The sequence below is a fragment of the Amycolatopsis sp. DG1A-15b genome (assembly GCF_030285645.1).
Taxonomy (GTDB): Bacteria; Actinomycetota; Actinomycetes; order Mycobacteriales; family Pseudonocardiaceae; genus Amycolatopsis.
In genome coordinates this window covers 10,366,701-10,393,052 of sequence record NZ_CP127296.1, presented here as the reverse complement: position 1 = coordinate 10,393,052, position 26,352 = coordinate 10,366,701, and the positions used below count along the sequence as shown (strand labels likewise).

At 71.3% G+C, this 26,352-nt stretch carries 27 protein-coding genes and 1 tRNA gene; 14 read left to right on the top strand and 14 right to left on the bottom strand.

Translation table 11 applies throughout. The annotated features are described in order from the left end of the window. The first annotated feature begins 25 nt into the window (after nt 1–25). Nucleotides 26–1,195, top strand: a complete 1,170-nt coding sequence (locus tag QRY02_RS48480; RefSeq protein WP_285989410.1) for an aminotransferase class V-fold PLP-dependent enzyme — start codon at nt 26–28, stop codon at nt 1,193–1,195. On the opposite strand, the gene QRY02_RS48475 is transcribed toward QRY02_RS48480, so the two are convergent. Beyond that, nucleotides 1,192–2,139 carry an SDR family NAD(P)-dependent oxidoreductase gene (locus tag QRY02_RS48475; RefSeq protein ID WP_285989409.1) on the bottom strand — a complete coding sequence of 316 codons (948 nt, stop codon included), beginning with the start codon at nt 2,137–2,139 and terminating at the stop codon, nt 1,192–1,194. The two genes, QRY02_RS48480 and QRY02_RS48475, sit on opposite strands and share 4 nt — an antisense overlap. Before the next feature lie 40 nt (nt 2,140–2,179). Continuing rightward, on the bottom strand, nt 2,180–3,316 hold the full coding sequence (locus tag QRY02_RS48470) for an acyl-CoA dehydrogenase family protein (protein WP_285989408.1): 1,137 nt from the start codon (nt 3,314–3,316) through the stop codon (nt 2,180–2,182). 63 nt (nt 3,317–3,379) lie between these two features. On the opposite strand from QRY02_RS48470, the gene QRY02_RS48465 reads away from it, so the two are divergent. Further along, nucleotides 3,380–3,796, top strand: coding sequence for a cupin domain-containing protein (locus QRY02_RS48465; RefSeq protein WP_285989407.1), 417 nt, complete (start codon nt 3,380–3,382; stop codon nt 3,794–3,796). Here QRY02_RS48465 and QRY02_RS48460 read toward each other — a convergent pair. Further along, the gene (locus QRY02_RS48460) at nt 3,793–4,257 is read right to left on the bottom strand and encodes a MarR family winged helix-turn-helix transcriptional regulator (protein WP_285989406.1); all 465 of its coding nucleotides are present in this window, start codon (nt 4,255–4,257) and stop codon (nt 3,793–3,795) included. The two genes, QRY02_RS48465 and QRY02_RS48460, sit on opposite strands and share 4 nt — an antisense overlap. 134 nt (nt 4,258–4,391) lie before the next feature. Here QRY02_RS48460 and QRY02_RS48455 point away from each other — a divergent pair, with 134 nt between their 5' ends. Continuing rightward, nucleotides 4,392–4,886, top strand: coding sequence for a carboxymuconolactone decarboxylase family protein (locus QRY02_RS48455; protein ID WP_285994122.1), 495 nt, complete (start codon nt 4,392–4,394; stop codon nt 4,884–4,886). Nucleotides 4,887–4,892: 6 nt separating this feature from the next. On the opposite strand, the gene QRY02_RS48450 is transcribed toward QRY02_RS48455, so the two are convergent. After that, a complete protein-coding gene (locus QRY02_RS48450; RefSeq protein WP_285989405.1) occupies nt 4,893–5,474 on the bottom strand; it encodes a short chain dehydrogenase in 582 nt (193 codons plus the stop codon). Nucleotides 5,475–5,598: 124 nt separating this feature from the next. On the opposite strand from QRY02_RS48450, the gene QRY02_RS48445 reads away from it, so the two are divergent. Beyond that, nucleotides 5,599–7,044, top strand: a complete 1,446-nt coding sequence (locus QRY02_RS48445; protein ID WP_285989404.1) for an MFS transporter — start codon at nt 5,599–5,601, stop codon at nt 7,042–7,044. Nucleotides 7,045–7,053: 9 nt separating this feature from the next. On the opposite strand, the gene QRY02_RS48440 is transcribed toward QRY02_RS48445, so the two are convergent. Beyond that, nucleotides 7,054–7,953 (bottom strand): class I SAM-dependent methyltransferase, encoded by a 900-nt coding sequence (locus QRY02_RS48440; protein WP_285989403.1) that lies wholly within the window; start codon nt 7,951–7,953, stop codon nt 7,054–7,056. 174 nt (nt 7,954–8,127) lie between these two features. Here QRY02_RS48440 and QRY02_RS48435 point away from each other — a divergent pair, with 174 nt between their 5' ends. Beyond that, a complete protein-coding gene (locus QRY02_RS48435; protein ID WP_285989402.1) occupies nt 8,128–8,532 on the top strand; it encodes a hypothetical protein in 405 nt (134 codons plus the stop codon). A 65-nt stretch (nt 8,533–8,597) separates the two neighbouring features. On the opposite strand, the gene QRY02_RS48430 is transcribed toward QRY02_RS48435, so the two are convergent. From QRY02_RS48430 to QRY02_RS48420, 3 genes are all read right to left on the bottom strand, one after another. Then, nucleotides 8,598–8,672 (bottom strand) — tRNA-Val (locus QRY02_RS48430). A 38-nt stretch (nt 8,673–8,710) separates the two neighbouring features. Continuing rightward, nucleotides 8,711–9,172, bottom strand: a complete 462-nt coding sequence (locus QRY02_RS48425) for a peroxiredoxin (RefSeq protein ID WP_103342983.1) — start codon at nt 9,170–9,172, stop codon at nt 8,711–8,713. Nucleotides 9,173–9,245: 73 nt separating this feature from the next. Continuing rightward, nucleotides 9,246–9,677, bottom strand: a complete 432-nt coding sequence (locus tag QRY02_RS48420; RefSeq protein WP_003084504.1) for a DUF3052 domain-containing protein — start codon at nt 9,675–9,677, stop codon at nt 9,246–9,248. Nucleotides 9,678–10,093: 416 nt separating this feature from the next. Between QRY02_RS48420 and aceE the strand changes: the two genes are divergently transcribed. Both aceE and QRY02_RS48410 read left to right on the top strand, forming a co-directional pair. Continuing rightward, the gene (gene aceE, locus QRY02_RS48415; RefSeq protein WP_285989401.1) at nt 10,094–12,889 is read left to right on the top strand and encodes a pyruvate dehydrogenase (acetyl-transferring), homodimeric type; all 2,796 of its coding nucleotides are present in this window, start codon (nt 10,094–10,096) and stop codon (nt 12,887–12,889) included. 71 nt (nt 12,890–12,960) lie between these two features. Beyond that, on the top strand, nt 12,961–14,172 hold the full coding sequence (locus tag QRY02_RS48410) for an alpha-hydroxy acid oxidase (RefSeq protein WP_285989400.1): 1,212 nt from the start codon (nt 12,961–12,963) through the stop codon (nt 14,170–14,172). Here the strand turns inward: QRY02_RS48410 and QRY02_RS48405 are convergent. Then, on the bottom strand, nt 14,169–14,924 hold the full coding sequence (locus QRY02_RS48405) for an SDR family oxidoreductase (RefSeq protein ID WP_285989399.1): 756 nt from the start codon (nt 14,922–14,924) through the stop codon (nt 14,169–14,171). The genes QRY02_RS48410 and QRY02_RS48405 overlap by 4 nt on opposite strands. Before the next feature lie 70 nt (nt 14,925–14,994). Here QRY02_RS48405 and QRY02_RS48400 point away from each other — a divergent pair, with 70 nt between their 5' ends. After that, nucleotides 14,995–15,585, top strand: coding sequence for a TetR/AcrR family transcriptional regulator (locus QRY02_RS48400; protein ID WP_285989398.1), 591 nt, complete (start codon nt 14,995–14,997; stop codon nt 15,583–15,585). A gap of 122 nt (nt 15,586–15,707) precedes the next feature. Further along, nucleotides 15,708–17,327, top strand: a complete 1,620-nt coding sequence (locus tag QRY02_RS48395) for an L-lactate permease (RefSeq protein WP_285994121.1) — start codon at nt 15,708–15,710, stop codon at nt 17,325–17,327. On the opposite strand, the gene QRY02_RS48390 is transcribed toward QRY02_RS48395, so the two are convergent. From QRY02_RS48390 to QRY02_RS48370, 5 genes are all read right to left on the bottom strand, one after another. Then, a complete protein-coding gene (locus QRY02_RS48390; RefSeq protein WP_013223994.1) occupies nt 17,308–17,946 on the bottom strand; it encodes a nicotinamide mononucleotide transporter family protein in 639 nt (212 codons plus the stop codon). The two genes, QRY02_RS48395 and QRY02_RS48390, sit on opposite strands and share 20 nt — an antisense overlap. A 54-nt stretch (nt 17,947–18,000) precedes the next feature. Next, entirely contained in the window at nt 18,001–18,714 is a 714-nt protein-coding gene (locus QRY02_RS48385) for an MOSC domain-containing protein (RefSeq protein WP_285989397.1), read from the bottom strand. Between the two features lie 66 nt (nt 18,715–18,780). Beyond that, nucleotides 18,781–19,557 (bottom strand): mechanosensitive ion channel family protein, encoded by a 777-nt coding sequence (locus tag QRY02_RS48380; RefSeq protein ID WP_285989396.1) that lies wholly within the window; start codon nt 19,555–19,557, stop codon nt 18,781–18,783. Between the two features lie 244 nt (nt 19,558–19,801). Further along, complete coding sequence (locus QRY02_RS48375; RefSeq protein WP_285989395.1) at nt 19,802–21,022, bottom strand: ABC transporter permease; 1,221 nt, start codon at nt 21,020–21,022, stop codon at nt 19,802–19,804. After that, nucleotides 21,019–21,927, bottom strand: coding sequence for an ABC transporter ATP-binding protein (locus QRY02_RS48370; protein ID WP_285989394.1), 909 nt, complete (start codon nt 21,925–21,927; stop codon nt 21,019–21,021). The genes QRY02_RS48375 and QRY02_RS48370 overlap by 4 nt, the downstream gene beginning before the upstream one ends. 117 nt (nt 21,928–22,044) lie before the next feature. On the opposite strand from QRY02_RS48370, the gene QRY02_RS48365 reads away from it, so the two are divergent. From QRY02_RS48365 to QRY02_RS48345, 5 genes are all read left to right on the top strand, one after another. Further along, on the top strand, nt 22,045–23,259 hold the full coding sequence (locus tag QRY02_RS48365; RefSeq protein ID WP_285989393.1) for a PucR family transcriptional regulator: 1,215 nt from the start codon (nt 22,045–22,047) through the stop codon (nt 23,257–23,259). A gap of 82 nt (nt 23,260–23,341) precedes the next feature. Continuing rightward, nucleotides 23,342–23,782 (top strand): VOC family protein, encoded by a 441-nt coding sequence (locus QRY02_RS48360; RefSeq protein ID WP_285989392.1) that lies wholly within the window; start codon nt 23,342–23,344, stop codon nt 23,780–23,782. 30 nt (nt 23,783–23,812) lie between these two features. Continuing rightward, on the top strand, nt 23,813–24,259 hold the full coding sequence (locus QRY02_RS48355; protein ID WP_285989391.1) for a nitroreductase family deazaflavin-dependent oxidoreductase: 447 nt from the start codon (nt 23,813–23,815) through the stop codon (nt 24,257–24,259). Between the two features lie 182 nt (nt 24,260–24,441). Then, a complete protein-coding gene (locus QRY02_RS48350; protein ID WP_285989390.1) occupies nt 24,442–25,365 on the top strand; it encodes an ACP S-malonyltransferase in 924 nt (307 codons plus the stop codon). Further along, nucleotides 25,362–26,345, top strand: a complete 984-nt coding sequence (locus QRY02_RS48345; protein WP_285989389.1) for a beta-ketoacyl-ACP synthase III — start codon at nt 25,362–25,364, stop codon at nt 26,343–26,345. The genes QRY02_RS48350 and QRY02_RS48345 overlap by 4 nt, the downstream gene beginning before the upstream one ends. The last annotated feature ends 7 nt before the right edge of the window (nt 26,346–26,352 follow it).

Here is a 26,352-nt window from a genome sequence, read left to right as displayed (position 1 = left end):
TAGCTATCTACTGTATTCAGTTCGTATGAGCTTCGACGTCGAACGCGCGCGCCGCGAGACCCCCGGCTGCGCCGAGGTGGTCCACTTCAACAACGCGGGCGCGGCGCTGCCCCCGGCCGTCGTGACCGACACCGTCGTCGAGTACCTGCGTCACGAAGCGCTGGTCGGCGGCTACGAAGCGGCCGCCGAAGCCGCGGATCGCCTGGACGCGGTGTACGCATCGGTGGCCCGGCTGCTCGGCGCCGGCACCGACGACATCGCGCTCACCGACAACGCGACGCGCTCATGGCAGGCGGTGTTCTACGCACTGCCGTTCGGCCGCGGCGACCGGATTCTGACGTCGCGGGCGGAGTACGCCAGCAACGCGATCGCGTTCCTGCAGGTCGCCCGGCGCACCGGCGCGGTCGTCGAGGTGATCGGCGACGACGGATCCGGGCAGCTGGACGTCGAAGAGCTGCGCCGGCGCGTCGACGACGACGTCAAGCTGATCGCCGTCAGCCACGTGCCCACCCAGGGCGGCCTGGTCAACCCGGCCGAGGAGATCGGCGCGGTCGCTTCGGCCGCGAGGATTCCGTTCCTGCTCGACGCCTGCCAGTCGGCGGGCCAGCTCGACCTCGACGTCACGCGCCTGCAGTGCGACGCGGTGTCGGGAACCGGCCGCAAGTACCTGCGCGGCCCGCGCGGCACCGGGTTCCTCTACGTGCACCCGCGGCTGCGCGAGCGGCTGGAGCCGGCGATGCTCGACCTGCACTCGGCGAGCTGGGAGTCGCCGACCGAGTACGTCGTCGACCCGACCGCCAAGCGCTTCGAGGTGTGGGAACGCGACTTCGCCGCGGTCTGCGGCCTCGGCGCGGCCATCGACTACGCGCTCGAATGGGGTTTGCCGGCCATCGAAGAGCGTGTCGCTTCACTGGCCGCGACGCTGCGAAGCCGGCTCACCGACGCCGGGGCGCGGGTGCACGACGCCGGCGCGCGGAAGTGCGGCCTCGTCACGTTCAGCCTCGACGGCACACCGGCCGCGGAGATCAAGGCGCGGCTGGCGGAGGCGAACATCAACACTTCGCTGTCGACGCGCACCTCCGCGCAGTTCGACTTCACCGCGCGGGCGCTGCCCGACCTGGTCCGGGCGTCGGTGCACTACTACAACACCGAGGACGAGATCGACCTGCTGGTGCGGGAGATCGAGAAGCTCTAGAAGGCGTTCACGCCGGTCAGCTCGGCCGAGAGCGTCCACAGCCGCTCGGCGAGCACCGGGTCGGTCGCGTAGTCCTTCACCCCGGTGCGGGTACCGTCCGCCGGCGCGGGCTCGGCGATGTCGCAGTCCTCGAGGTAGACGCCGCCGAGGCCGTCGAGCTGCGGCGAAGTCGCCGCCCAGACCTGGGTCGCGGCGCCCTGCTCCGGCGTCTTCGCCCCGCCGGTGACCCGGCCGGACTCGTCGACCATGCCCGCGTCGACCAGCTCCTGCCGGTCCAGGTGGCGCACGAGTTCGGTGAGGATCCGGCCCGGGTGCAGGGCGAACGCGCGGACGCCCCGCTCGCGCGAGAGCCGGTCGAGGTGGACGGCGAAGAGCACGTTCGCCGTCTTGGCCTGGCCGTAGGCGAGCCACTTGTCGTAGCCGCGCTCGAAGTTCAAGTCGTCGAAGCCCACCGGACCGTAGTGGTGGCCCCGTGAGGACACCGAAACCACGCGCGCGCCGGGGGTGAACGCCGGCCAGAGCCGGTTCACCAGCGCGAAGTGCCCGAGGTGGTTGGTCGCGAACTGCGCCTCCCAGCCCGGCCCGACACGGGTCTCGGGCGCCGCCATGATCCCGGCGCTGCCGACGAAGACGTCGATGCCGCGGCCCGCCGCCAGGAACCGCGAGGCGAACGCGCGGACGCTGTCGAGGTCGGCGAGATCGAGCTCGTCGATCTCGACGTTTTCGAAGCCCCGCAACGCTTCTTCGGCCGTGGCGCGGCGCCGGGCCGGGACGACGACGTGCGCGCCCGCGCTCGCCAGCGCCCGCGTGGTCTCCAGGCCGATGCCGGAGTAGCCACCGGTGACGATCGCGAGCTTGCCGGTCAGGTCGAGGCCGGCCACGACCTCGGCCGCCGTGGTGGTGGCGCCGAACCCCGAGCCGATCTTGTGCTGTGCGGTGGTCATGTCCCCGACGGTAGAACCTGGAGCGGACTCCAGCGCAAGTTCAGCCCTTCAGCAGCTGCCGCGCGATCACGAGCTTCTGGATTTCGCTGGTCCCTTCGTAAATCCGGAACAGCCGCGCGTCGCGGTAGATCCGCTCGACCGTCACCCCGCGGACGTACCCCGTCCCGCCGTGGACCTGCACCGCGCGGTCCGCGACCCGGCCGAGCATCTCGGTGCAGAACAGCTTCGCCGACGACGGCCCGAGCTTGCGGTCCTCGCCCGAGTCGTACTTCGCCGCGGCTTCGTGGACCATCGCGCGGCCCGCCGCGAGTTCGGCGTGGGACTCCGCGAGCAGCGCCTGCACCAGCTGGTATTCGCCGATCACCCGGCCGCCCTGACGCGCCGTCCGCGCGTACTCGACGGCTTCGGCGAGGGCCCGCTCGGCCAGGCCGACGCACAGCGCCGCGATGTGCAGGCGGCCGCGGGCCAGCGAGGCCATCGCGATGCCGAACCCCCGGCCCTCTTCGCCGACCAGCGCGCCGGCGGACAGCTCGACGTCGTCGAAGACCACTTCCGACGTCCACGCACCGGCCTGACCCATCTTGGCGTCGTGCGGGCCGACGGTGACGCCGGGCGCGCCCGCGGGGACGAGGAACGCGGAAATGCCGTGGCTGCCGGTGCTTTCCGGATCCGTGCGCGCGAACGCGACGAACACTTCGGCGAGCGGCGCGTTGGTGATGAACCGCTTGGTGCCCGACAGCCGGTAGCGGTCGCCGTCGCGGACCGCGCGGCTGGTCAGGCCGCCCGGGTCCGACCCGGCCTCGGCTTCGGTGAGCGCGAACGACGCGATCGCCCGGCCCGCGGCCAGCCGCGGCAGCCAGTGGGTGCGCTGGTCCGGGGTCCCGTGGTGCACGATCGCCTGGCCGGCGATGCCGTTGTTGGTGCCGAACAGGGACCGGAAGGCGGGCGTCGTCCAGCCGAGTTCGATGGCCAGCCGGACGTCTTCGGCCATGCCGAGGCCGAGCCCGCCGTACTCCTCCGGCAGCGCCCAGCCGAACAGGCCCAGTTCCGCGGCCTTTTCCCGGATTTCGGCGGGGATTTCGTCACGTTCGTCGATCTCGGCCTCGCGCGGCACGACCTCCTTGCGCACGAACTCCCGCACCGCGCCGAGGACCTGCCCGAAAACGTCCGCGTCCATGCGTCGGCACGCTACCCGGATCGCCGCTCCCACGGGCACGCCCGGACGCGGTAGCTTGGGCCGATGCGCAAGCCGATCGCCGTCGTCATGACCGCCCTCGCCGCGGCCTTGGCGCTGCCCGCCACCGCCTCCGCGACACCCGGCAGCGGCGTCGCCGGCACGGTCCTGGCCCAGAAGACCATCGGGCACACCGATTACACGCTGCGGGAGATCACCATCCAGCCCGGCGGCTACACGGGCTGGCACTTCCACGACGGCACGCTCTACGCCTACGTCAAGGCGGGGACGCTCACGCACAACCTGGCCGACTGCAGCGTCGACGGCGTCTTCGGCACCGGGCGCGCGTTCACCGAGAAGCCCGACCAGGTGCACATCGGCCGCAACCTCGGGTCGACGCCGCTGGTGCTCGAAGTCCTGTACGTGCTCCCGGCGGGCAGCCCGCTGTCGGAGGACGCCCCGAACCCCGGCTGCGGCTTCTAGCTCGAGAACCAGCCGGCGGCGTCGAGCCGGTACGCCGCCGGGCCGACGACCGCGCGCAGGTCGTTCTCGAGCGCGGTGATCCGGTCCGCGCCCACCGTGCGCACCCACTCCGCGCGCAGCTCGTCGAAGATCTCCGCCGACTTCCGGAGCGCGTCGACGCCGTGCGCGGTCAGCCGGACGATCTTGCGGCGCGCGTCCGACGGGTCGTCGGCTCGCTCGGCGTACCCGAGCGCCTCGAGCCGTTCGACGGTCTTGCCCGCCGCCTGCTTGGAAACGCCGAGGCGGCGGCCGATCTCCGACGCCGTCGCCCCCTGCACGCCGACGGCCTGCATCGCGAAGCCGTACGACGGCCGCACGTCGGGGTGGCCGCGGCGGGCGAGCTCGGCGTGCAGGCGGTCGATGAGCGTGCGGAAGCCGCCGAAGAGCAGGAAGGGCAGCTCGTAGCCCGGCGTGTCGGTCATGGCCTCTTGCCAAACTCGACAACCTGGTTTACGGTTTCGACAACCACGTTGACGATCCTACTCTGCTCACCTTGGGAGCCACCTTGTTCGCCGATCACACCCCGGAGTCTGCACCCGCCGCCGCCCGCCCCGCGATGACGGCCACCGCGAAGAAGTTCGGCCGCGTGCCGTCCGCCGTCGCCCGGCTGGCGACCTCACCGGAACTGCTCAACGGATTCCTCAAGCTCAGCGCGATCTTCGAAGCCACGACCCTGACGGCGCTGGAACGCGAAGTGCTGATCATGACGGTGGCCGCGCGCAACGAGTGCCACCTCTGCGTGGCGATGCACACGGCCACGCTGACCCGCCTGTCCGCCTCCCCGGAGCTGGTCGCGGCGCTGCGGGCGGAGGCCCCGCTGCCGGAGCCGCGGCTGGAGGCGCTGCGCGTCTTCGTCCACGCCGTCATGGACACCAGGGGCGAAGTCCCGGCCGAAGGGCTGGCGGCGTTCACCGGCGCCGGCTACACCCAGCGGAACGCCCTGGAGGTGGTGCTGGGGATCGGGACGTACACGCTGTCGACGTTCGCGAACCGGCTCACCCGCGCCCCGCTCGACGACGCCTTCGCCGAGCACGCCTGGCACGCGGCGTGAGACCGGTCAGCGGGGCACGACGGTGCGGCCGTTCGCGTCGCCTTCGACGAGTGCGCGGTAGGCCTCGGCGACGACCGCCACCGGCGTCCCGCCGCTGCCGTCCTCCCCCATCGCTTCGAGGGTTTCGCTGATCCAGCCGGGGCTGACGACGTTGATCCGCGGCCCGCGGGGCAGCTCGGCGGCGGCCGACCGGACGAAGCCTTCGAGACCGGCGTTGACGAGCGCACCGAGCCCGCTGCCCGGGATCGGCTCGGTGAACGTCCCGCCGGTGAGCGTGATCGAGCCCCCGGCGGGCAGGCGCCGCGCCGCACGCCGGGCGAGCGCGACCTGGCCGAGCAGCTTGGCGCGCAGGTCGTCGAGCACCTGCGCGTCGGTCAGCTCGGCGAGCGGGCGCAGGGGGACGTTGGCGGCGCAGCACACGACGGCGTCCGCGCCGGTATCGAACACCGTGTCGAGCGACGCGGGATCCGCCAGGTCCGCACCGACCGGTGACGTCCGCGAGACGGGCACGACCTCGTGGCGTGGTTCGAGGGCAGCGGCGACGGCTCGGCCGACGAGCCCCGTGGCGCCCAGCAGGATGATCTTCACACTTCGACGCTAGCCACCCCGGCAACCGCGATTCCGCCGTCGCGAAAAATTCTTCCCCGCCCGTGTCCGGTCCCCCACGACGGCTCCGACTCCCCGGCAAACGGACCACGGAGAAGGAGCGGACATGGAGAAGCCGGCCGGACGGCGGGAGTGGCTGGGACTGGCGGTGCTCGTGCTGCCCACCCTGCTCGTCGCGATGGACATGACCTCGCTGTTCCTCGCGCTGCCGCAGCTGAGCGCGGACCTCGGCGCGAGCAGCACCGAACAGCTGTGGATCACCGACAGCTACGGCTTCGTCGTCGCCGGGTTCGTCATCACCATGGGCACGCTCGGCGACCGGATCGGGCGGCGGCGGCTGCTGCTCGCGGGAGGCGGGGCCTTCGGGCTCCTGTCGATCGTCGCGGCGTTCTCGACCGGGCCGGTGATGCTCATCGTCGTCCGCGGGACGCTCGGGGTGGCCGGGGCGACGCTGATGCCGTCGACGCTCGCCCTGATCACGAACATGTTCCGCGACGAGAAGCAGCGCGGCAGGGCCATCTCGATCTGGGCCACCTGCCAGTTCGCGGGCGGCGCGGCCGGTCCGGTGTTCGCCGGCTTCCTGCTCCAGCACTTCTCGTGGGGCGCGGTGTTCCTGGTCGCCGTCCCGGCCGTGGCCGTCCTGCTCGTGGCCGGCCCGTTCCTGCTGCCCGAGTTCCGCGCGCCGGCATCCGGACGGCTGGACCTGCCCGGCGTGGCGCTCTCGCTGGCCGCGGTGCTGCTGGTCGTGTTCGGCCTCAAGCAATTGGCCACCGGCTCGCTGATCCTGCCGATCGCGGCGATCGCCGCCGGGACGCTGCTGGGCACCGTCTTCGCCCGCCGTCAGCTCACGACACCGTCGCCGCTGCTGGACCTGCGGCTGTTCCGCAACCGCCCGTTCACCGCGGTGCTGGTCGCGCTGGTGTTCGCCGGGGTCGCGATGGCGGGGGTCGGCCTGCTGGTGACGCAGTACCTGCAGAGTGTCCTCGGTCACTCCCCGCTCGTCTCGGCGCTGCTGTTCGCGCCGATGGGTCTCGGCGTGGCGGTGGGCACGATGACGGCGCCGTCCCTGACCCGGTTCGTCACCCCGGCCACGGCGATCGCGGGCGGCTTGGCGCTGTCGGCGGCGGGCAGCTTCCTGCTGGCGGTGACCGACGGCCTGGTCCCGGTCGTGGTGGGCATCACGGTGCTGACGCTGGGCACGGGCCCCCTGTTCGCGCTGGGCATCGGCCTGGTGGTGGGTTCGGTCCCGCCGGAGCGCGCGGGTTCGGCGGCCTCGATGGCGGACACGGGCAACTACCTCGGCGGCTCGCTGGGCATGGCCCTGATCGGCCTGACGGCGGCGGCGGTGTACCACGGCGTGTTCCCGGCGGGCACGACGCTCGCGGTCGACGTCACCCGGCCGGCGATGGCCGAGCAGGCGAAGGAGGCGTTCACGGCGGCGCTGAACGTGACGGGCGTGATCGCGGCGGTCCTGTTCGCCGGGCTGGCCCTGCTGGTGACGACGATGCGCCGCACCGAGGTCGTCGCGGTGGAGCCGGCCATGGCGGAGTGAACGCTCTTGTCACGGCTCGCCCGCCTGGAAATGCCAGATGACGAGCGCCGGCGCCCCCGCGTTGACGGCTCGCGCCGCTTCGGGCACCAGACCGGCCAGGCTCCACGGCCACAGCTCCCACGGTCCCACCGGCTCGAACGCGCCGGTCCGAGCCGCCGGGACCGGCTGGTCGCGGGCCGGCACGGGAGGTTCCTCGCAGCGCCGCACCCGCAGTCCCACCGCGAGCGCGGCACGCAGGTAATCCCCGATCGGGTGACGGTAGCTCCTCAGCCGCCCGGGCCGGCCGTCGGCACCGCGCACGGGCGGGATCGCGCCCTGCGCCACCCGATCGGGGTGCATGTCGGCGATCACCAGATGCCCACCGGGCCGCAGCACCCTGGCGAACTCCGCCAGCACCGGTTCGAGCGCCGGGACGTGGGTCAGCGCCAGGCCGCACACGACCAGATCGACCCCGGCGTCGGCCACCGGGAGCCGGTGCAGGTCCCCGAGCAGGAATTCGCCCGGCGGCACGCGGGTGCGCGCCCGCGCGAGCATGTCGGGCGAGCCGTCCACCCCGACGACCCGGTGGCCGCGCCGGGCCAGGAATGCGGCATAGCGGCCGGTCCCGCAGGCGGCATCGAGCGCGACGCCCACGGGCAGCGCGTCCACGATCGCCTGGACCACGGGTTCGTCGAGGTCGAACGCCGAGTTGGGCCGGTCATAGGTGGCCGACCACAGCCGGTAGCCGGTGACCGTGTCGACCCGCTCGACTTCCACGGCGGCGTCCGCCAGCCCCTCGTCGGCGAGCACCCGGCGGATCTCCGCGATCCGGGCCTCGACGAAGTCGCGGCCGAATTCTCCGGTGAACGCCCGCAGCAACGCCATGCCTTCGAGCCCGAGCAGGTAGGCGCGCGGATCTTCGTAGATCACCCCGTGGAGGCTAACGACGCGCTAGGCGGGTGAGCCACCGGATTTCACCGGCAGGCGCAGCGGGCCCCGGGGAGATCGTCGCTGGCCCGGACTCAACCGAACGCACCGACCGGACGTGGAGTGCGTGGCCGGTCGCCTTGACCGGCCGATGCCACCGCAGGGGAAGGAACCTTCATGCGCACTCTCCGATCACTCGTGGCCACCGCCGCGGTCGCCGGCGCCCTCTTGGGCGCGACCGCCACGGCCGAGGCGGCGACCACGACCAGCTGGCGGATCGAGTACGGCGCCAGCGTGACGGCGGGCACCATCTCCTGGACCGACGGGCGGTCCGCCTCAGTGAACGGCAACGTCCACGCGGTCAGCGGCTATCGCGAGACCTGCGTCTGGGGCGTCAACGGCGGCGCGATCACCGAGGTCGCCTGTTACGGCGCCAATCCCGGGAAAGACCACCCGTTCTACCACCTGCTGACCCTCGACAAGGTCGGCGGCGTGCAGCTCATCCACATCAGCTTCCGCGACGAGTACGACCACCAGCTGGGGCAGCGTGGCTGCACCCGGAACGGCTGCGTCGTCGAGTGACCCGCCGGGTGGGGCGCCACACCCGGCGCCCCACCCGCGGCACACAGCCACCGCGGGGGTTCCCCTGGTGGGCGCAGCAGGGTTCGAACCTGCGACCGCTCGGGTGTAAGCCGAGTGCTCTTCCGCTGAGCTATGCGCCCGCGGGCGGCGGCCCCGAAGGGACCGCCGCCCGGGAAAATCAAGCCAGTTCGGCCACGGCCTTCTTCCAGCCCTGCTGGTCGCGGGCCTCTCCCGGCGCGTTGACCTCGGCGAACCGCACGACACCGGACGTGTCGATCAGGAACGTGCCGCGGACCGCCAGGCCGGCGTCGGCGTTGAAGACGCCGTACGCCTGGGCCACCTCGCCGTGCGGCCAGAAGTCGGACAGCAGCGGGAACTGGTAGCCCTCCTTCTCGGCCCACGCCTTGAGCGAGAACGGCGTGTCGACCGAGACGCCCAGGACCTGGACGCCCTTGTTGTCGTAGTCCGCGAACTCGTCGCGGAGCTGGCACAGCTCGCCCGTGCAGATGCCGCTGAACGCGAAGGGGTAGAAGACCAGCAGAACCGGCTTGTCACCCCGGAACGACGACAGCTGGACCGGCTGCTTGTTGTAGTCGTTGAGCGTGAAGTCAGGGGCCTCAGAACCGACCTCGACGGTCATACCAGCGTTTCCTCTCCCGAACGGACACGTGCCTGCTACGACAACCCTATCGTGTCCGTCCGGCGGGACCGGCTCAGCGCTGCTTCGACTTCGACTTGGGAGACACCAGGCGGGTGCCGATCCAGTTCGGGCCGACACTGATGTTGGCGGTCTGGGCCAGGCCGACGGCGGGCACCGCTTCGGCGATTTCGCTCGGCTCGACGTGCCCTGGCTGTCCCGTCTTCGGGGTGAGCACCCAGATCACGCCGGTCTCCTCCAGGGGACCCCGGGCGTCGATGAGCGCGTCGCCCAGGTCGCCGTCGTCCTCGCGCCACCAGAGCAGCACCACGTCGATGACCTCGTCGGCGTCCTCGTCGAGGATGTCCCCGCCGATCTGCTCCTCGATCGCCGCGCGGACGTCGTCGTCGACGTCCTCGTCCCAGCCGATCTCCTGGACCACCATCTCGGGCTTGATGCCGAGCCTCTCGGCGACGCTGCTCTGATCAGCGTCTCCCGCGGCGACCACTGCTTTCACTCCTCCAACTGCGACGGAGCGTGGCTTCGGAGCACCCCCGGAGGGTACGCCTGGGCCACACTCGGCTACCCGGTTGCCGATAGCGAACACTGGTGAAGCTCCGCGCGCAACCGTCCACACCGGATCTGTGACAACTCGTGTCGCAGGATACGGCCCGCCACCGCCCGCCCGCGACGGCGTTTCGGGTGCCGGGCGCACCCGGCCTGCCACCCCTCCGAGGGTCGTCCCCTAGGGTGGGGAGGAAGTAAACGCGCGCGCGATACACCGCGCGCAGGGAGTGGCTCGACCGGGTCGGCCTATGTTACCGCCAAGTAGCGGTGCGGAAGCCGGGACGGAAGACGACGATGGAGAGTCGTACACCCCCGCGTACGAGCACCACCGGCTGCAACTTTTCGCAAGGAGACCCCTTGGCCCCGCAGAACGACGGCGCCTCCGGCAAGGAGACCCCGGCACGCGTACGCGTCATCCGTGACGGATTGGCGGCGCACCTGCCCGACATCGACCCGGAGGAGACCGCCGAGTGGCTGGACTCCTTCGACGAGGCTCTGGCGAGGGGCGGTCAGCAGCGGGCCCGGTACCTGATGCTGCGCATCCTCGAGCGGGCCCGGGAACGGAACGTCGGCGTACCCGCCCTGACTTCGACGGACTACGTCAACACGATCCCCACCGAGAACGAGCCGTGGTTCCCCGGCGACGAGGACATCGAGCGCCGCTACCGCGCCTGGATCCGCTGGAACGCGGCGATCATGGTGCACCGCGCGCAGCGCCCGGGCGTCGGCGTCGGCGGCCACATCTCGACCTACGCCTCCTCGGCCGCGCTGTACGAGGTGGGCTTCAACCACTTCTTCCGCGGCAAGGACCACTCCGGCGGCGGCGACCAGATCTACATCCAGGGGCACGCCTCCCCCGGCATCTACGCCCGCGCGTTCCTCGAGGGCCGGCTGAGCGAGTCGCAGCTCGACGGCTTCCGCCAGGAGTTCAGCCACGCGGGTGAAGGCGGCGGCCTGCCGTCGTACCCGCACCCGCGGCTGATGCCGGAGTTCTGGGAGAACCCGACGGTGTCCATGGGCCTCGGCCCGATGAACGCCATCTACCAGGCCCGGTTCAACCGGTACCTGCGCGACCGCGGCATCAAGAACACCGACGACCAGCACGTCTGGGCGTTCCTCGGCGACGGCGAGATGGACGAGGCCGAGTCCCGCGGCCTGATCCACGTCGCGGCCGGCGAGGGCCTCGACAACCTGACCTTCGTGATCAACTGCAACCTGCAGCGGCTCGACGGCCCGGTGCGCGGCAACGGCAAGATCATCCAGGAGCTGGAGTCCTACTTCCGCGGCGCCGGCTGGAACGTCATCAAGGTGATCTGGGGCCGCGAGTGGGACTCGCTGCTGCACGCCGACCGCGACGGCGCCCTGGTCAACCTGATGAACGTCACCCCGGACGGTGACTACCAGACGTACAAGGCCAACGACGGCGCCTTCGTCCGCGAGCACTTCTTCGGCCGCGACCCGCGGACGAAGGACCTGGTCAAGGACCTCTCCGACGCCGACATCTGGAACCTCAAGCGCGGCGGCCACGACTACCGGAAGGTGTACGCGGCGTACAAGTCGGCGCTGGAGCACCACGGCCAGCCGACGGTGATCCTGGCCCACACCATCAAGGGCTACGGCCTCGGCCCGGCGTTCGAGGGCCGCAACGCCACGCACCAGATGAAGAAGCTCACCCTCGACGACCTGAAGCTGTTCCGCGACTCGCAGCGGATCCCGATCAGCGACGAGGAGCTGGAGCGCAACCCGAAGCTCCCGCCGTACTACCACCCGGGCGCCGGCTCGCCCGAGATCGAGTACATGATCGGCCGCCGCAAGGCGCTCGGCGGGTTCCTGCCGGAACGCCGTCCGAAGGCCGCGAAGGCGCTGGTGCTGCCCGGCGACAAGGTCTACGAGGGCATCCGGAAGGGTTCCGGCAAGCAGGAGGTCGCCACGACGATGGCGTTCGTCCGGCTGGTCCGCGAGCTGGCGAAGGACTCCGAGATCGGCAAGCGCGTCGTCCCGATCATCCCGGACGAGGCCCGCACCTTCGGCCTCGATTCGATGTTCCCGACGGCCAAGATCTACAACCCGCACGGCCAGACCTACACGTCGGTCGACGCGAGCCTGATGCTGGCCTACAAGGAGTCCGAGAAGGGCCAGCTGCTGCACGAGGGCATCAACGAGGCGGGCTCCACCGCGTCGTTCACCGCCGTCGGCACGTCGTACGCGACGCACGGCGAGCCGATGATCCCGATCTACATCTTCTACTCGATGTTCGGGTTCCAGCGGACGGGTGACGGCCTGTACGCCGCCGCCGACCAGATGGCCCGCGGGTTCGTCCTCGGCGCCACCGCCGGCCGGACCACCCTGACGGGTGAGGGTCTGCAGCACGCCGACGGGCACTCGCTGCTGCTGGCGGCGACGAACCCGGCCGCGGTGGCCTACGACCCGGCGTGGTCGTTCGAGATCGCGCACATCGTCAAGGACGGCCTGCGCCGGATGTACGGCGAGGCCGGCCCGGACGGCAACGGCGAGAACGTCTTCTACTACATGACGATCTACAACGAGCCGTACCAGCAGCCCGCCGAGCCGGAGAACCTCGACGTCGACGGCCTGCTGAAGGGTCTGTACAAGTACGCGGACGCGCAGGAAGGCGACGGTCCGGAGGTGCAGATCCTGGTCTCGGGCGTCACGATGCCGGACGCGCTGAAGGCGCAGAAGATGCTGGCCGAGGAGTGGGGCGTGCGGGCCGCGGTGTGGTCGGCCACGTCGTGGACCGAGCTGCGGCGCGAAGCCGTCGAGATCGACCACGACAACCTGCTCTACCCGGGCAGCGAGCCGCGCGTGCCGTACGTGACCGAGAAGCTGCAGGGCTCGAACGGCCCAGTCGTGGCGGTGTCGGACTGGATGCGTGCGGTGCCGGACCTGATCCGCCCGTACGTCCCGACCGACATGCTGACGCTGGGCACGGACGGCTTCGGCTTCTCCGACACCCGGCCGGCGGCGCGGCGGAAGTTCCTGGTCGACGCCGAGTCGATCACCGTCGGGGCGCTGTCGATCCTGGCCAAGCGCGGCGAGGTCGACCAGGCGAAGGTCCTCGAAGCGGCCACGAAGTACCGGCTCGACGACGTCACGGCCGCCGGGCCGCAGACGTCGGATTCCGGGAACGCGTGATCTGCTGCTAGGTTCGGGCCCGGCAGACATCCGATGTCTGCCGGGCCCGTGCACGTAGGGAGTTGGTCAAGGTGACGAAGCGACGGCTGCCGAAGCCGAGTGAGCTGCAGCAGATCCTGCGGCCGAAGCCGATCGTGCTGAACCCCACGGACCGGCGGCTGGCGAACGCGCACACCATCGCCGACCTGCGGATGATCGCCCGCAAGCGCACCCCGCGGGCGGCGTTCGACTACACCGACGGGGCCGCCGAGCTCGAGGACAGCCTGCTCCGCGCCCGGCAGGCGTACCGCCGCGTCGAATTCCACCCGAACGTGCTGCGCGGGGTGTCCGATGTGGACACCACCCGCGAGATCCTCGGCAAGACCTCGGCGTTGCCGTTCGCCTTCGCCCCCACCGGTTTCACCCGCATGATGCAGCACGAGGGCGAGCGCGCGGTGGCCCGCGTCGCCGAGCGCAACGGCATCCCGGTCGGGCTCTCGACGATGGCGACGACCTCGATCGAGGACCTCGCCGAAGCCGCGCCGGGGGCCCGCAAGTGGTTCCAGCTCTACGTCTGGCGCGACCACGGCGCCGGCGAAGATCTGATGAATCGCGCGTGGGCGGCGGGCTACGACACGCTCATGCTGACCGTGGACACCCCGGTGGGCGGTGCCCGCCTGCGCGACGTCCGCAACGGCCTGACCATCCCGCCGGCGCTGACGCTCAAGACGTTCCTCGACGGCGCGATGCACCCGGCGTGGTGGTTCAACCTGCTCACCACCGAGCCGCTGAACTTCGCCTCGCTCAGCCACTTCGACGGGACTGTTGCGGAGCTGCTGAACAAGCTCTTCGACCCGACGCTGAACTTCGACGACCTCGACTGGGTGCGCCGCACCTGGCCGGGGAAACTGGTGGTCAAGGGCGTCCAGAACGTCGACGACGCCCGCGACGTGGTGAAGCACGGCGCGGACGCGGTCCTGATCTCGAACCACGGCGGCCGCCAGCTCGACCGCGCGCCGACGCCGCTCGAGCTGCTCCCGGCGGTGCTGGACGAGCTCCAGGGCGGCGCGGAGGTCTGGATCGACACGGGCATCCTGTCCGGCGGCGACATCGTGGCGGCGATCGCCCGCGGCGCGGACGCGGTCCTGGTCGGCCGCGCGTTCCTGTACGGCCTGATGGCCGGCGGCGAGCGCGGTGTCCAGCGTTGCGTCGACATCCTCCGCACGGAGATGGTCCGCACGATGCAGCTGCTCGGCGTCCGGACGCTCCAGGACCTGACGCCGAGCCACGCCACCCTGCGTTAGACCTGCGCGAGGCCTCCGTCGACGAAGAACTCGACGCCGTTGACGAAGCTCGACTCCTCGGAAGCCAGGAACAGCGCGGCGGCCGCGATTTCGGCCGGTTCCCCGACCCGGCCGAGCGGGACCTGCGCCGCGAGGTTGTCGACCAAGCCCTGCTGCTCGTCCTCGGCGACGAGGCCGAGCAGGCCGGGGGTGCGCGTGGGTCCCGGGCTCAGGACGTTGACCCGCGTCCCGGTCCCCTTCAGGTCGATCGCCCAGCCGCGGGCGAAGTTGCGCACCGCCGCCTTCGTCGCCCCGTAGACGCTGAAGGCCGGGTCGACCCGGGTCGACGCCGTCGAGCCGGTGAGGATGATCGACGCGTTCGCGTTCAGCAGCGGCAGCGCCTTCTGGACGGCGAAAAGGACGCCCTTGACGTTCGTGGCGAAGGTCGTGTCGAACTGCTCCTCGGTGATCTGGCCGAGCGGGGCGAAGCTGCCGCCGCCGGAGTTGGCCACCAGGACGTCCAGGCCACGGCCGCGCTCGGCCACCAGGCGGTAGAGCTCGTCGAGGTCGGCCACGTTCGCGGAGTCCGCCCGCACCGCCGTCACGCTGCCGCCGATCTCGGCGACCGCGTCGTCGAGGGCCTCCTTGCGCCGGCCCGTGATGAACACGTGCGCGCCTTCGGCCGCGAACCGCTTCGCGATGGCGAGCCCGATACCGGTGCTGCCGCCGGTCACGACCGCGGTCTTGTTCTCCAGGTTCACGATGCCCTCCAAGTTCTTGACTATCTCGTCCAGAACGTACGCGGTTCTGGACGGGATAGTCAAGAATGGGTAGCCTGATCCCATGGCGAGACCCCGGAGCTTCGACGAGGCAGCGGTTCTGCGCGCGGCCAGGGACCAGTTCTGGGAGCACGGTTACGCGGGCACGAAGGTCGACGACATCGCCGCCGTGACCGGCCTCGGCAAGGGCAGCCTCTACGGCGCCTTCGGCGACAAGCACGCGCTCTACCTGCGCGTCTACGACTACTACTGCACCGAATCGACCGACGGCGTGCGGCACCAGCTCGAAGGCCCCGACGACACGGCCTACCGGCGGCTCGGCGACCACGTCCGGGCGATCGCCGAGTCGGTCGCCGCCGACCGGGAGCGCCGGGGCTGCCTGATCGCGAAGGGCGCGGCCGAATGCGCCGAGCACGACGAGGCGGTCGCCACGCGGACCCGGCGAGCCTTCCGCGACCTGCAGGACCACCTGACGGCCTGCATCGCGGGCGCCCAGCGCGCGGGCGACCTCGACGCCGGCCAGGACCCCGCCCACCTGGCCGGGCTCGTGCTCGCGGTCCTGCGCGGCCTCGAGGCGCTGGGCAAGGGCGGTGTCGAGCCGGACGAGATCCGCGCGATCGCCGAGACCGCGCTCGCCGTACTGCCGAAGCCGTGAAGCACTGACCTGTTGGGCCAACCGGTCTCAAGTTCTTGACGGACCGCCTGGTTTGTGACGAAGATCTCGGGCACCCGCCGAAAGGCCGTTTTCGCATCGTGGAAACGGAGGTCGCCGTGTTCATGCAGGCCGCGTTCGTCCAGGATCTGACTCCGCTCGGCTCGCTGGGCCTGTCCGCGCTCGTGGCCGTGCTGCCGCTCGCCACCGTCCTCGTGCTGCTCGGGGCCGTCCGGATGCGAGCCCACCACGCCGCTCTCATCGGGCTGCTCGTCGCACTCGTCGTCGGGGTGGCCGCGTACGGGATGCCGGTCGTGCAGGCCGTCTCCGGGGCGCTGCAGGGCGCCGCGTTCGGGTTGTGGCCGATCATGTGGATCGTCGTCAACGCCCTCTGGATCTACCGGCTCACCGTGCGGACCGGGCACTTCGACGTCCTGCGCCGCTCGTTCGGGCGCATCTCCGACGACCCGCGCATCCAGGCGCTGATCATCGCCTTCTGCTTCGGCGCGCTCATGGAGGCGCTCGCCGGGTTCGGCGCGCCGGTGGCGATCAGCGCCGTGATGCTCGTGGCCGTCGGGTTCCACCCGGTCAAGGCCGCCGTCGTCGCGCTGGTCGCCAACACCGCGCCGGTCGCGTTCGGCGCCATGGGCACCCCGGTCGTCACCCTCGCCCAGGTCACCGGCCTGCCGCTGCAGGAAGTGTCGTCGATCGTCGGGCGCCAGACGCCGCTGCTCGCGCTGGTCGTCCCCCTGCTGCTGGTGATCATCGTCGACGGGAAGCGGGGCCTCAAGGACACCTGGCTGCCCGCGCTCGTCTGCGGTGTCGCGTTCGGGCTCGTGCAGTTCCTGGCCTCGAACTACGTGTCACCGCAGCTGGCCGACATCGGGGCGGCGCTGGCCGGCGCGGCCGCGCTGGTCGCCCTCCCCCAGACCCGGCGCCCGGTGCCCGAAGCCGTCCGGATCGGTACCGGCGGGACGGCGACGGCCGAAGCGCCGCCGGAAGACGCGCGCGGCGACGTCGTCAAGGCCTACCTGCCGTACCTGCTCATCATCGTGATCTTCTCGATCGCCGTGCTGCCGCCGGTCAAGCGGCTGCTGGACAAGGCGACCTGGAAGTTCCACTGGCCCGGGCTGAACGTCGCCGCGCCGAACGGGAAACCGGTGTCCGGCAACACGTTTTCGCTGCCGTTCCTCAACACCGGCGGCACGCTGGTGCTGCTGGCCGGCGTCATCACCGCGGCGCTGCTGGCGGTGAAGGCGGGCGACACCGCGCAGGAATGGCTGGCCACGGTCAAGGAGCTGCGGTTCGCGATCCTCACCGTCACCGGCGTGCTCGCGCTGGCCTACGTGATGAACCTGTCCGGCCAGACCTCCACGATCGGCACGTTCATCGCCGCCGCGGGGGCCGGGCTGGCGTTCCTCTCACCGGTGCTGGGCTGGTTCGGCGTCGCCGTCTCGGGGTCCGACACCTCGGCCAACGCGCTGTTCGGCGCCCTGCAGGTGACGGCGGCGCACCAGACGGGCCTGCCCGCGGACCTGCTGGCCGCGGCGAACAGCTCCGGCGGTGTCCTCGGCAAGATGGTGTCGCCGCAGAACCTCACCATCGCCTGCGTGGCGGCGAACCTGCCCGGCGAGGAGGGGAAACTGCTGCGGAAGGTGCTGCCGTGGAGCATCGGGCTGCTGCTCGCGATGTGCCTGATCGTGTGGGGTCAGAGCACCGCGGCGCTCAGCTGGATGCTGCCGTGACCCCGGGCCGGGCGGCGACGCGCTGGGCGGAGCGGTTCCAGCTCCACCAGCCGTGCACGACGAGCCCGGCGAACACGATGTAGATCGCGGCGGAGAAGTAGAGCCCGGACGAGATCTGCAGCGGGACGCCGATCGCGTCGACGGCCAGCCAGACCAGCCAGAATTCGACGAGCCCGAGTCCCTGCGCCCCGAAGGCCACGAGCGTGCCGACGAAGATGGCGGCGTCCGGCCAGGGGGCCCAGGACGCGTGGAGGGCGTCGAGGACCAGCGCCATCACGGTGGTGCCGACGACGAAGGCGCCGGCCATCGCCAGCCGTTCGGCGAGCCGGCCCTTGCGGACGACGACGCCGAACACCGGGTCCTGGCGGCGCGTCCAGGCCCACCAGCCGTAGACGGAGATGGCCAGGATGGCGACCTGCCGCGCGGCGAGCCCGCCGAGGTGCGCGGAGACGTAGACGGCGAACAGCAGCACGGTGGCGCCGACCTGCACGGGCCACGTCCACAGGGTGCGACGCTGCGCGAGGAACACGACGGCGAGCGCGAACACCTGCCCGGCGAGCTCCGCGATCGAAATCCACTGGCCGAGCACGGTGATCCCGTGGTGCAGCAGGAAGTCCACATCACGCCCCTTTCGTCCTACCGCTCCCAACATGCTCCGGGCGAGGCGAATTCCCTAGGGAGTGTGAGGGGTGGAACATCCCACGGTCTGGACAGCGCCGACGTGGAGCGTGCCGCCGCGGACGACGCGGGCGTGCACGCCCAGCGTCATGCCGTTCGCGCCGGTGATCGTCTTCAGCAGACCGGGCGCGGCGGGGAGCTCGTCCCACGGCAGGTCGACCATCACGCAGCGGACGGCTTTGCGCAGGATTTCCAGCTCGACCGCGCCGATCCGGATGCGTTCCCCCAGCCAGGCCTCTTCGGCCAGCTCCGGCGCGGGGCCGGTGTCGAGCAGGATGTTGGGTCGCAGCCGCCGTGCGTCGATCGCGGTCCCGGGCGCCCGCTCGGCGAGCCAGGCCAGCGACGACGTCGTCACCAGGTGGACGGCGGCCTCGTCGTGGTGCGGGATGGCGGCTTCCCGGACCAGTTCGACGCCGGGACGACCCAGGGCGGCCGCGATTTCTTCGTGGACGGCGTCCCCGCGGACCGCACGCCCGCCGGGCGGGGTCACCACCGGAACGGCACCGTCGTACCGCGCGGCGAAGGTGTTCAGGCCGGGCATCCGCCGGAAGCGGCGGGTGTTCTTCCCGCTGCCGAACTTGCCGTCGGGATCCCGGACGGCGTACCGGCGATCGCCGGCGAAGCCGCGTTCCTCGACTTCGGCGGCGACCAGCCGCTCGCCGGCCATCGACTTCACCGGATAGCGCCACAGCGCCGAGACAACCCCCATGGCCGCAGTGTAGGGCGCGGGCCCGGCGGCTTCCCCGACCGCCGGGCCCGTGCCACTCCCCTCGCCTCAGCCCTGCGGGCGCGGGGTGCCGACCGGCGACGTCGGGGTGCTGTCCACGCCGACCGTTGCGCGCGGGGCCGCCGGGCCGGTGCCCATCTCGCCCGTGCGCTGCGCCGGGGTCTCCAGCTGGTGCTCCATGTTCGCCATCCAGCCGCGCCAGCGGTCCTGGGCCGGCTTGATCAGGCCGCCGCCGAAGCCGACCACGATCACGCCGCCGATCGTCGCCAGGACCGCGATCAGCAGCGGGCCGGTGATCGCCGTCGCGATGTTCACCTGGCCGAGCGCGGCGATGATGCCGAACGCCATGATCAGCCAGTAGGCGCCCAGCGAAAGCGGGCGCGCCGCCCCGCGGCCGGACAGCGCGGACGCGACGACGTCCCGCACCACCTTCGCGATCGCCGCGGCCACCACGACGAGCACCAGCGCCACCACGATCCGCGGCAGGAACGCGATGATGTCGTTGAGCAGCTGGCTCACCGGGTTGGTCGGCCCGAACACGCCGAACGCCAGCTGCAGCGCGATCAGCAGAATGAAGTAGTAGACCAATTTGACGAGGATCCCGGTCGCGTCGATCTTCTGCTGGCCGATCTTTCCGCTCAGCCCGGTCCGCTCGACGAGTTTCCCGAAACCGGCTTTCCCGAGCACCAGCGCCAGCCCTTTCGAGACGGCTTTCGCGATCAGCCAGCCGATCAGCAGGATGATCAGGAATCCCACGAGTTTCGGGACGAACGTGGCCACCATGGCCCACGCCTGCCCGAGCCCGTCCCTCAGTTGCTCGCCCATACCGACTCCCTCCACGGATTTGCACCGGATCGTCGATCAAGTACCCAGGGTCGGCAACTCGTGCGCCCCACGATCGAGTGAGACGACTGGCGCGCGAAGATCACCCGTGGCCATACTGGTTCTACCGGTGGGGACCGGGGAGACGAGGCCGTCCGGCGCAGCGTAAACCGCAGGCGCCGGGCGGCCTCGAGCATTACCGGGCAAATCCGGCCCGGGGGGGTGCCGGGGCCGGATCAGGGAAACGTCAGGCGGCGCGCAGGGCGTCGCGGAGTTTCACCTTTGCGCCGGTACGCATCACGGCGTTCCGGTAGATCCGCGCGGCCAGCCAGATCAATCCCGGAATCAACAGCACCACCAGCCCCACCGACACCACGGCTTCCCAAACGGGCACCCCGCCCATCGCGAGCCGCATCGGCATCAACGTCGGCGAGAACACCGGAATCACCGAAAGCACTTCGACGAACGTGTTGCCCGGATCCGAGGGCAGCACGGAAATGCCGATCACGTACCCGGCGATCACGAACATCAGGGCCGGCATCGTCGCGCCGCCGACGTCCTCCTGGCGCGAAACCAGCGCCCCGAGCGCGGCGAACACGATCGAGTACATGAAGAACCCGAGCAGGTACCACACGACCAGCCAGACCACGGTGCCCACGGCCGCCGAGACGGAAATGGTGAGCACGTCCGTGGCCAGCCCGGTGACGACCCCGCCGACGCCGATCACGACCATCTGGATCAGCCCGACCACGCCGATGCCGAGCACCTTCCCGGCCATCAGCTGCCACGGCTTGATCGTCGACAGCAGCAGCTCGACCACCCGCGACGTCTTCTCCTCGACGACGCCCTGCGCGACCGTCTGGCCGTTGATCATCAACGACAGGTAGATCAGGATGCCGGCGATGATGCCCAGCACGAGCTGCTGGCCGTTGTAGTCGTACGGCTCCTCCAGCGGCGGGTCCTCGACGAACTTCGCGGCCGCGATCGCGGCCTGGAACTGCGCCGGGTTCCCGCCCAGCGCCGTGATCTGCTGGTTGATCGCCACCTGCTGGGACAGCACCTGCAGGACGTTGGCGAGCTTGCCGTCGAGGTCCTTCTTCACCTGGACGTGCACGCTCTTGCCGTCGCCGGTGAGCAGCGCGTCGAGCGAGCCGTCGGCCAGCTTCGCGCGCCCGGCGGCCTCGTCGGGGATCTCCGTGGTTTCGATGTTCTCGTCGAGGGTCTTCCCGACCGTTTTCAACGGCCCCGAGAAGGCGGCGGTCGCGGTGGTGAAACCGACCTTCGCATCGGCGCCACCGCCGCCGGCGATCAGCTTGATCAGCACGATGCCGACCACGATCAGCAGCAGCATGATCACGGTGCTGACGCGGAACGCCTTCGACTTCACGCGGGTGCTGATCTCGCGGGAGGCGACCAGGCCCACCGCCGCCGTGGGGCTCATCCGGACGTCCGGAGCCGGGGTGCTCATGCGGGAACCTTTTCGGTCGTGACGACGGAGCGGAACAGTTCGGTCAGCGACGGCTGCTCGCGGGCGAACTCGCGGACCGGCCCGGTGGCCAGCGCCGCCTTGAGCACGGCCTGGTCGTCGGCGCCCTCGCCCAGCTCGAGCTCGGTCACCGAGCCCGTCCGGCCGAGCACCTTCACGCCGGGCAGGCCGTCGGCCCACCCGTCGGCGGCCTCGGGGACGTCGACCCGCAGCCGCACCGCGCCACCGGCGCGCAGCTCGTCGACCGTGCCCCTGGCGACCATCTGTCCACTGCGGACGATCCCGACGCGGTCGCAGAGCCGTTCCACCAGATCGAGCTGGTGGCTGGAGAACACGACCGGCACCCCCTCGGCCGCCTTCTCCTTGAGCACCTGGCTCATCACGTCGACCGCGACCGGGTCGAGGCCGGAGAACGGCTCGTCGAGCACCAGGATCCGCGGCTCGTGCACCAGCGCCGCGGCCAGCTGGACGCGCTGCTGGTTGCCGAGGGACAGCTTCTGCACCTCGTCGTCGCGGCGGCCGGCGACGCCCAGCCGTTCGGTCCACCGTTCCGCCGACGCTCGCGCGTCGGCCGCGGGCATGCCGTGCAGCCGCGCCAGGTACGTCAGCTGCTCGGCCACCTTCATCTTCGGGTAGAGCCCGCGTTCTTCGGGCATGTAGCCGATGTGGCGGCGCGTTTCGTGCGTCACCGGCACGCCGTCGTAACGGACTTCGCCGGCGTCGGCGGACAGCACCCCGAGCGCGATCCGCATGGTCGTGGTCTTGCCGGCGCCGTTGCTGCCGACGAAGCCGAACAGTTCGCCCGGCCGGACGTCGAACGTCATTTCCCGCAGGGCGACCACGTCGCCGTAGCGTTTGGACACCCCATCGATTTCCAAACCGGTCATTCCGGTTCCCCCCTTCCTGTGTGGCCTCGATCCTAGGCAGTGCGTACACGCCCCGCCTACCCTCGCGCGTTGCCGCGAGGGGCTACCAAAGTTGCGGGCACGTAGGATCGCCTCGCCATGGATGGAACCACCGCCCCGCGCCAGGTGCCGAAGCACCACGGACTGTCCGCGAAGACGCTCCGGCGGCTGGAGCACGCGTCCGGCAGCCTGGCGAGCGCGAGCATCGCGGTGATGGAGCGGCGGCTGCCCTGGTTCGCCCGGCTGCCCGCCGACCAGCGCGCGAGCGTCCTGCTGATCACCCAGGCCGGGGCCGCCGGCTTCGTCGACTGGCTGCGGGACGCCAAGGAGGCCCTGAAGCTCACCACCGAAGCGTTCCGCGACGCACCGGCCGAGCTGTCGCGGTGGATCAGCCTGCGCCAGGCGGTCGGCATGGTGCGCCTGGCCATCGAGGTGTTCGAGGAGCAGCTTCCCGATTTCGCCGCGAACGAAGCGGAACGCGCCGCTTTGATCGAAGGAATCCTGCGCTACGGCCGGGAAATCGCCTTCGCGGCGGCGAATTCCTACGCCGCCGCGGCGGAAGCGCGCGGTGCCTGGGACGCCCGGCTGGAGGCGCTGGTCGTCGACGGCATCGTCCGCGGCGACGCCGAGGAGTCGGTGCTCTCGCGGGCCACGGCGCTCGGGTGGGACCCGTCGGCGGCGGCGACCGTCCTGGTCGGCAACCCGCCGTCGGAGGATCCGCCGACGGTGGTGTTCGAGGTCCGCAGCCGCGCGGCCCGCGTCGGGCGCCCGGTGCTGCTGTCGGTGCAGGGGTCCCGGCTGGTGGTCGTGGTCGGCGGCCCGACCGACGGCGGGGTGAAGGAACGGGAGATCCTGACCCGGATGTCGGTGGCGTTCGCCGAGGGCCCGGTGGTCGCCGGCCCGACGGTGCCGACGCTGGCGGAGGCCCACCACAGCGCGACGGAGGCGTTGTCGGGGCTGCGCGCGGTGGTCGGCTGGCCGGGCGCGCCCCGGCCGGTGCGGTCGGCGGACCTGCTCCCCGAGCGCGCGCTGTCGGGCGACGCGGAGGCCGAGCGCATGCTGGTGGACACGATCGCGCGCCCGCTCGAAGAGGCCGGGCCGACGCTGCAGCGCACGGTGGAGGCGTACCTGGAGAGCGGCGGCGTGCTGGAGACGTGCGCGAAAACGCTGTTCGTCCACCCGAACACGGTCCGCTACCGGCTGCGGAAGGCCGCGGACCTCACGGGCTGCCAGGCGACCGACCCGCGCGACGCCCTGGTGCTGCGGATCGCCTTGACCGTCGGACGGCTGGCGAGGGCCCGCGGACTTTGGTGACGCCGCGGATGTCGAGACCGCCGTGCCGGCTCCGTCCCCGGGGCACGAGCGGCCACCGGGGCCGCGTGGCGGAGGAGCAACCATGACGATCCAGCGGATGGACAACGTCGGCGTCGTCGTCGACGACCTCGCGGCGGTGACCGCGTTCTTCGTCGCTCTCGGCCTGGAGCTCGAGGGCGAGGCCACGGTCGGCGGACCGGAGGTGGACGTCCTCGTGGGGCTCGAGGGCGTGCGGTGCGACATGGCCGTGGTGCGGACCCCGGACGGCCACGGGCGGCTCGAGCTGATGAAGTTCCACGCGCCGGCGGCCCCCGCCGCCGCCGAGCGGGACGCGCCGGTCAACGCGTTCGGTCTCCGCCGCATCATGTTCGCCGTCGAGGACATCGAGGCCGTCGTGGCCCGGGTGCGCCCGCACGGCACCGAACCCGTGGGCGAGCTGGTGCGGTACGGGGACGACTATCGGCTCTGCTACCTCCGCGGCCCCGAGGGCATCATCGTCGCGCTGGCCGAGAAGCTCCGCTGAAACCCCCGTCCCCCGCGAAAGGATTCCACCATGGCCGTCGCCGACGACCTCGACCGCGCCACCGACTCCCAGTGGGACTGGGTCGCCGAGCAGACCCGCACGTACCTCGACTCGGGCGGCACCGTCGGCCACGAGTCGAACGGCCTGCACACCCTCATCCTCGCCACGACCGGCCGGCGGACCGGCGTGCCCCGGCGCACCTGCCTGATCTACGGGACCTCGGGGGACGACTTCGTCGTCGTCGCGTCCAAGGCCGGTGCCGACGACGACCCGGCGTGGTTCAAGAACCTCGTGGCGGAGCCGAGCGTCGGGGTCCAGGCCGGCACCCGCCGGTTCACCGCCCGCGCCCGGGTCGCGACCCCGGCCGAGCGCGCGGACCTCTGGCCGCGGATGGCGGCCGTCTTCCCGCTCTACGACGAGTACGCGCAGAAGACCGATCGCGTCATCCCGATCGTCCTGCTCACCCCGCAGGACTGAGTCTTCCGGAGACGGGCGTCACGTGATGGACTTAACAGCGAAAGGTGATTGAACCCGACAAGGCATCCGGGTTACGCGCGAGCTTCTGCGGTGCATCTTTGGAGGTTTCCGACAAAGACGCCGCACAGACACTGTGAGCGTCGGCATCCCGGGAAACACCCTTCACCGTGTTGTCTTGAAGGGTGACAGCAGCAGTCCTCGCTCCCGGCCAAGGGGCCCAGGCCCCCGGTATGTTCACGCCCTGGCTCGACCTCGACGGCGCGCGCGAGCGCGTCGCCCAGTGGTCCGAGCGCGCCGGGCTCGACCTGCTCCGCCTCGGCACCGAGGCGGACGCCGACGAGATCCAGGACACCGCGGTCGCCCAGCCGCTGATCGTCGCGCTGTCGCTGCTCACCTTCGAGCACCTCCAGGCCACCGCCCCGGTGCCCGCGGACGCGCCGGTCGCCGGCCACTCCGTCGGCGAGCTCGCGGCCGCCGCGATCGCCGGGGTGCTCCGGCCGGAGGACGCCGTCGCGCTCGCCGCCGTCCGCGGTGCCGAAATGGCGAAGGCGTGCGCGCTGGAACCGACGTCGATGGCCGCGGTCATGCTCGGGGACCCCGAGCAGGTCGTCGCGTGGCTCGAAGAGCAGGGCCTGACCGCGGCGAACCGCAACGGCGCGGGGCAGATCGTCGCCTCCGGTGCCGCCGACACGATCGCGAAGATCGTCGCCGAGCCCCTCGAAGGCACGAAGATCCGCGCCCTCAAGGTCGCCGGCGCGTTCCACACCAGCTACATGGCGCCCGCCGAAGAGGCGATGCGCGCCCACGCCGCCGAGCTGACCCCGGCCGACCCGGTCCGCCCGCTGCTGTCCAACGCGGACGGTGCCGTCGTCGCCAGCGGGGCCGAGTACCTCGCGCGGCTGGTCTCCCAGGTCACCCGCCCGGTCCGCTGGGACCTGACGATGGACGGCCTGGTCTCCCTCGGCGTCACCCGCACGATCGAACTCGCGCCCGCGGGCACCCTGACCGGCCTGGTCAAGCGGCAGCTCAAGGGCGTCGTCACCACTATCACCGCGCTGAAGACGCCGGCCGAGCTGGCGGCGCTGCGCCAGGAGGACGCCTCGTGACCGACCGACCCGCCCTGAGCCTCAACACCGGCTCCCGCGGCAGCCGCGTGCTGGGCGTCGGCAGCTACCAGCCCGCGAAGATCGTCACCAACGACGACCTGTCGCAGACCATGGAAACCAACGACGAGTGGATCCAGTCGCGGGTGGGGATCGTCGAGCGCCGGTTCGCCGAGAAGGACGAGCTGCTCACCGACATGGCTGTCGCCGCCGGCACCGCCGCGCTGGCCGACGCCGGCGTCGACCCGTCCGAAGTGGACACGGTGATCCTGCCGAACTGCACCATGCCGACGCTGATCCCGAACGCCGCCGCCCAGGTCGCGGCGCGGATCGGCATCCCCAGCCCCGGCGCGTTCGACCTCAACGCCGCGTGCGCCGGGTTCTGCTACGGCCTCGGCGTCGCCTCCGACCTGGTCCGGGCGGGCTCGGCGAAGAAGGTCCTGGTCATCGGGGCCGAGAAGCTCACCGACTCGGTCGACCCGGCCGACCGGGCCAACGCGATCATCTTCGCCGACGGCGCGGGCGCCGCGGTCGTCGGCCCGTCCGACGAGCCGGAGATCGGCCCGGTGTCGTGGGGCAGCGCGGGCGACCTGGTCGATCTCATCTACATGCGCGACGACAAGTACATCTACCAGGAGGGCCAGTCGGTCTTCCGGTGGGCGACCACGAAGATCGCGCCGATCGCGATGCAGGCGCTCGAGGCCGCCGGGCTCAAGCCGTCCGATGTGGACGTGCTGATCCCGCACCAGGCGAACCTGCGCATCGTCGAGGCGATCGCGAAGAAGCTGCGGGCCAACGGCGCCCGCGACGACATGGTCGTCGCCGACGACATCAAGTACTCCGGCAACACCTCGTCGGCGTCCATCCCCCTCGCGCTGGACCACATGCGCAAGGCCGGGACGGCGAAGTCCGGCGACGTGGTGCTGGCGGTCGGGTTCGGCGCGGGCCTGTCCTACGCCGGGCAGGCGTTCATCTGCCCCTGATCACCGT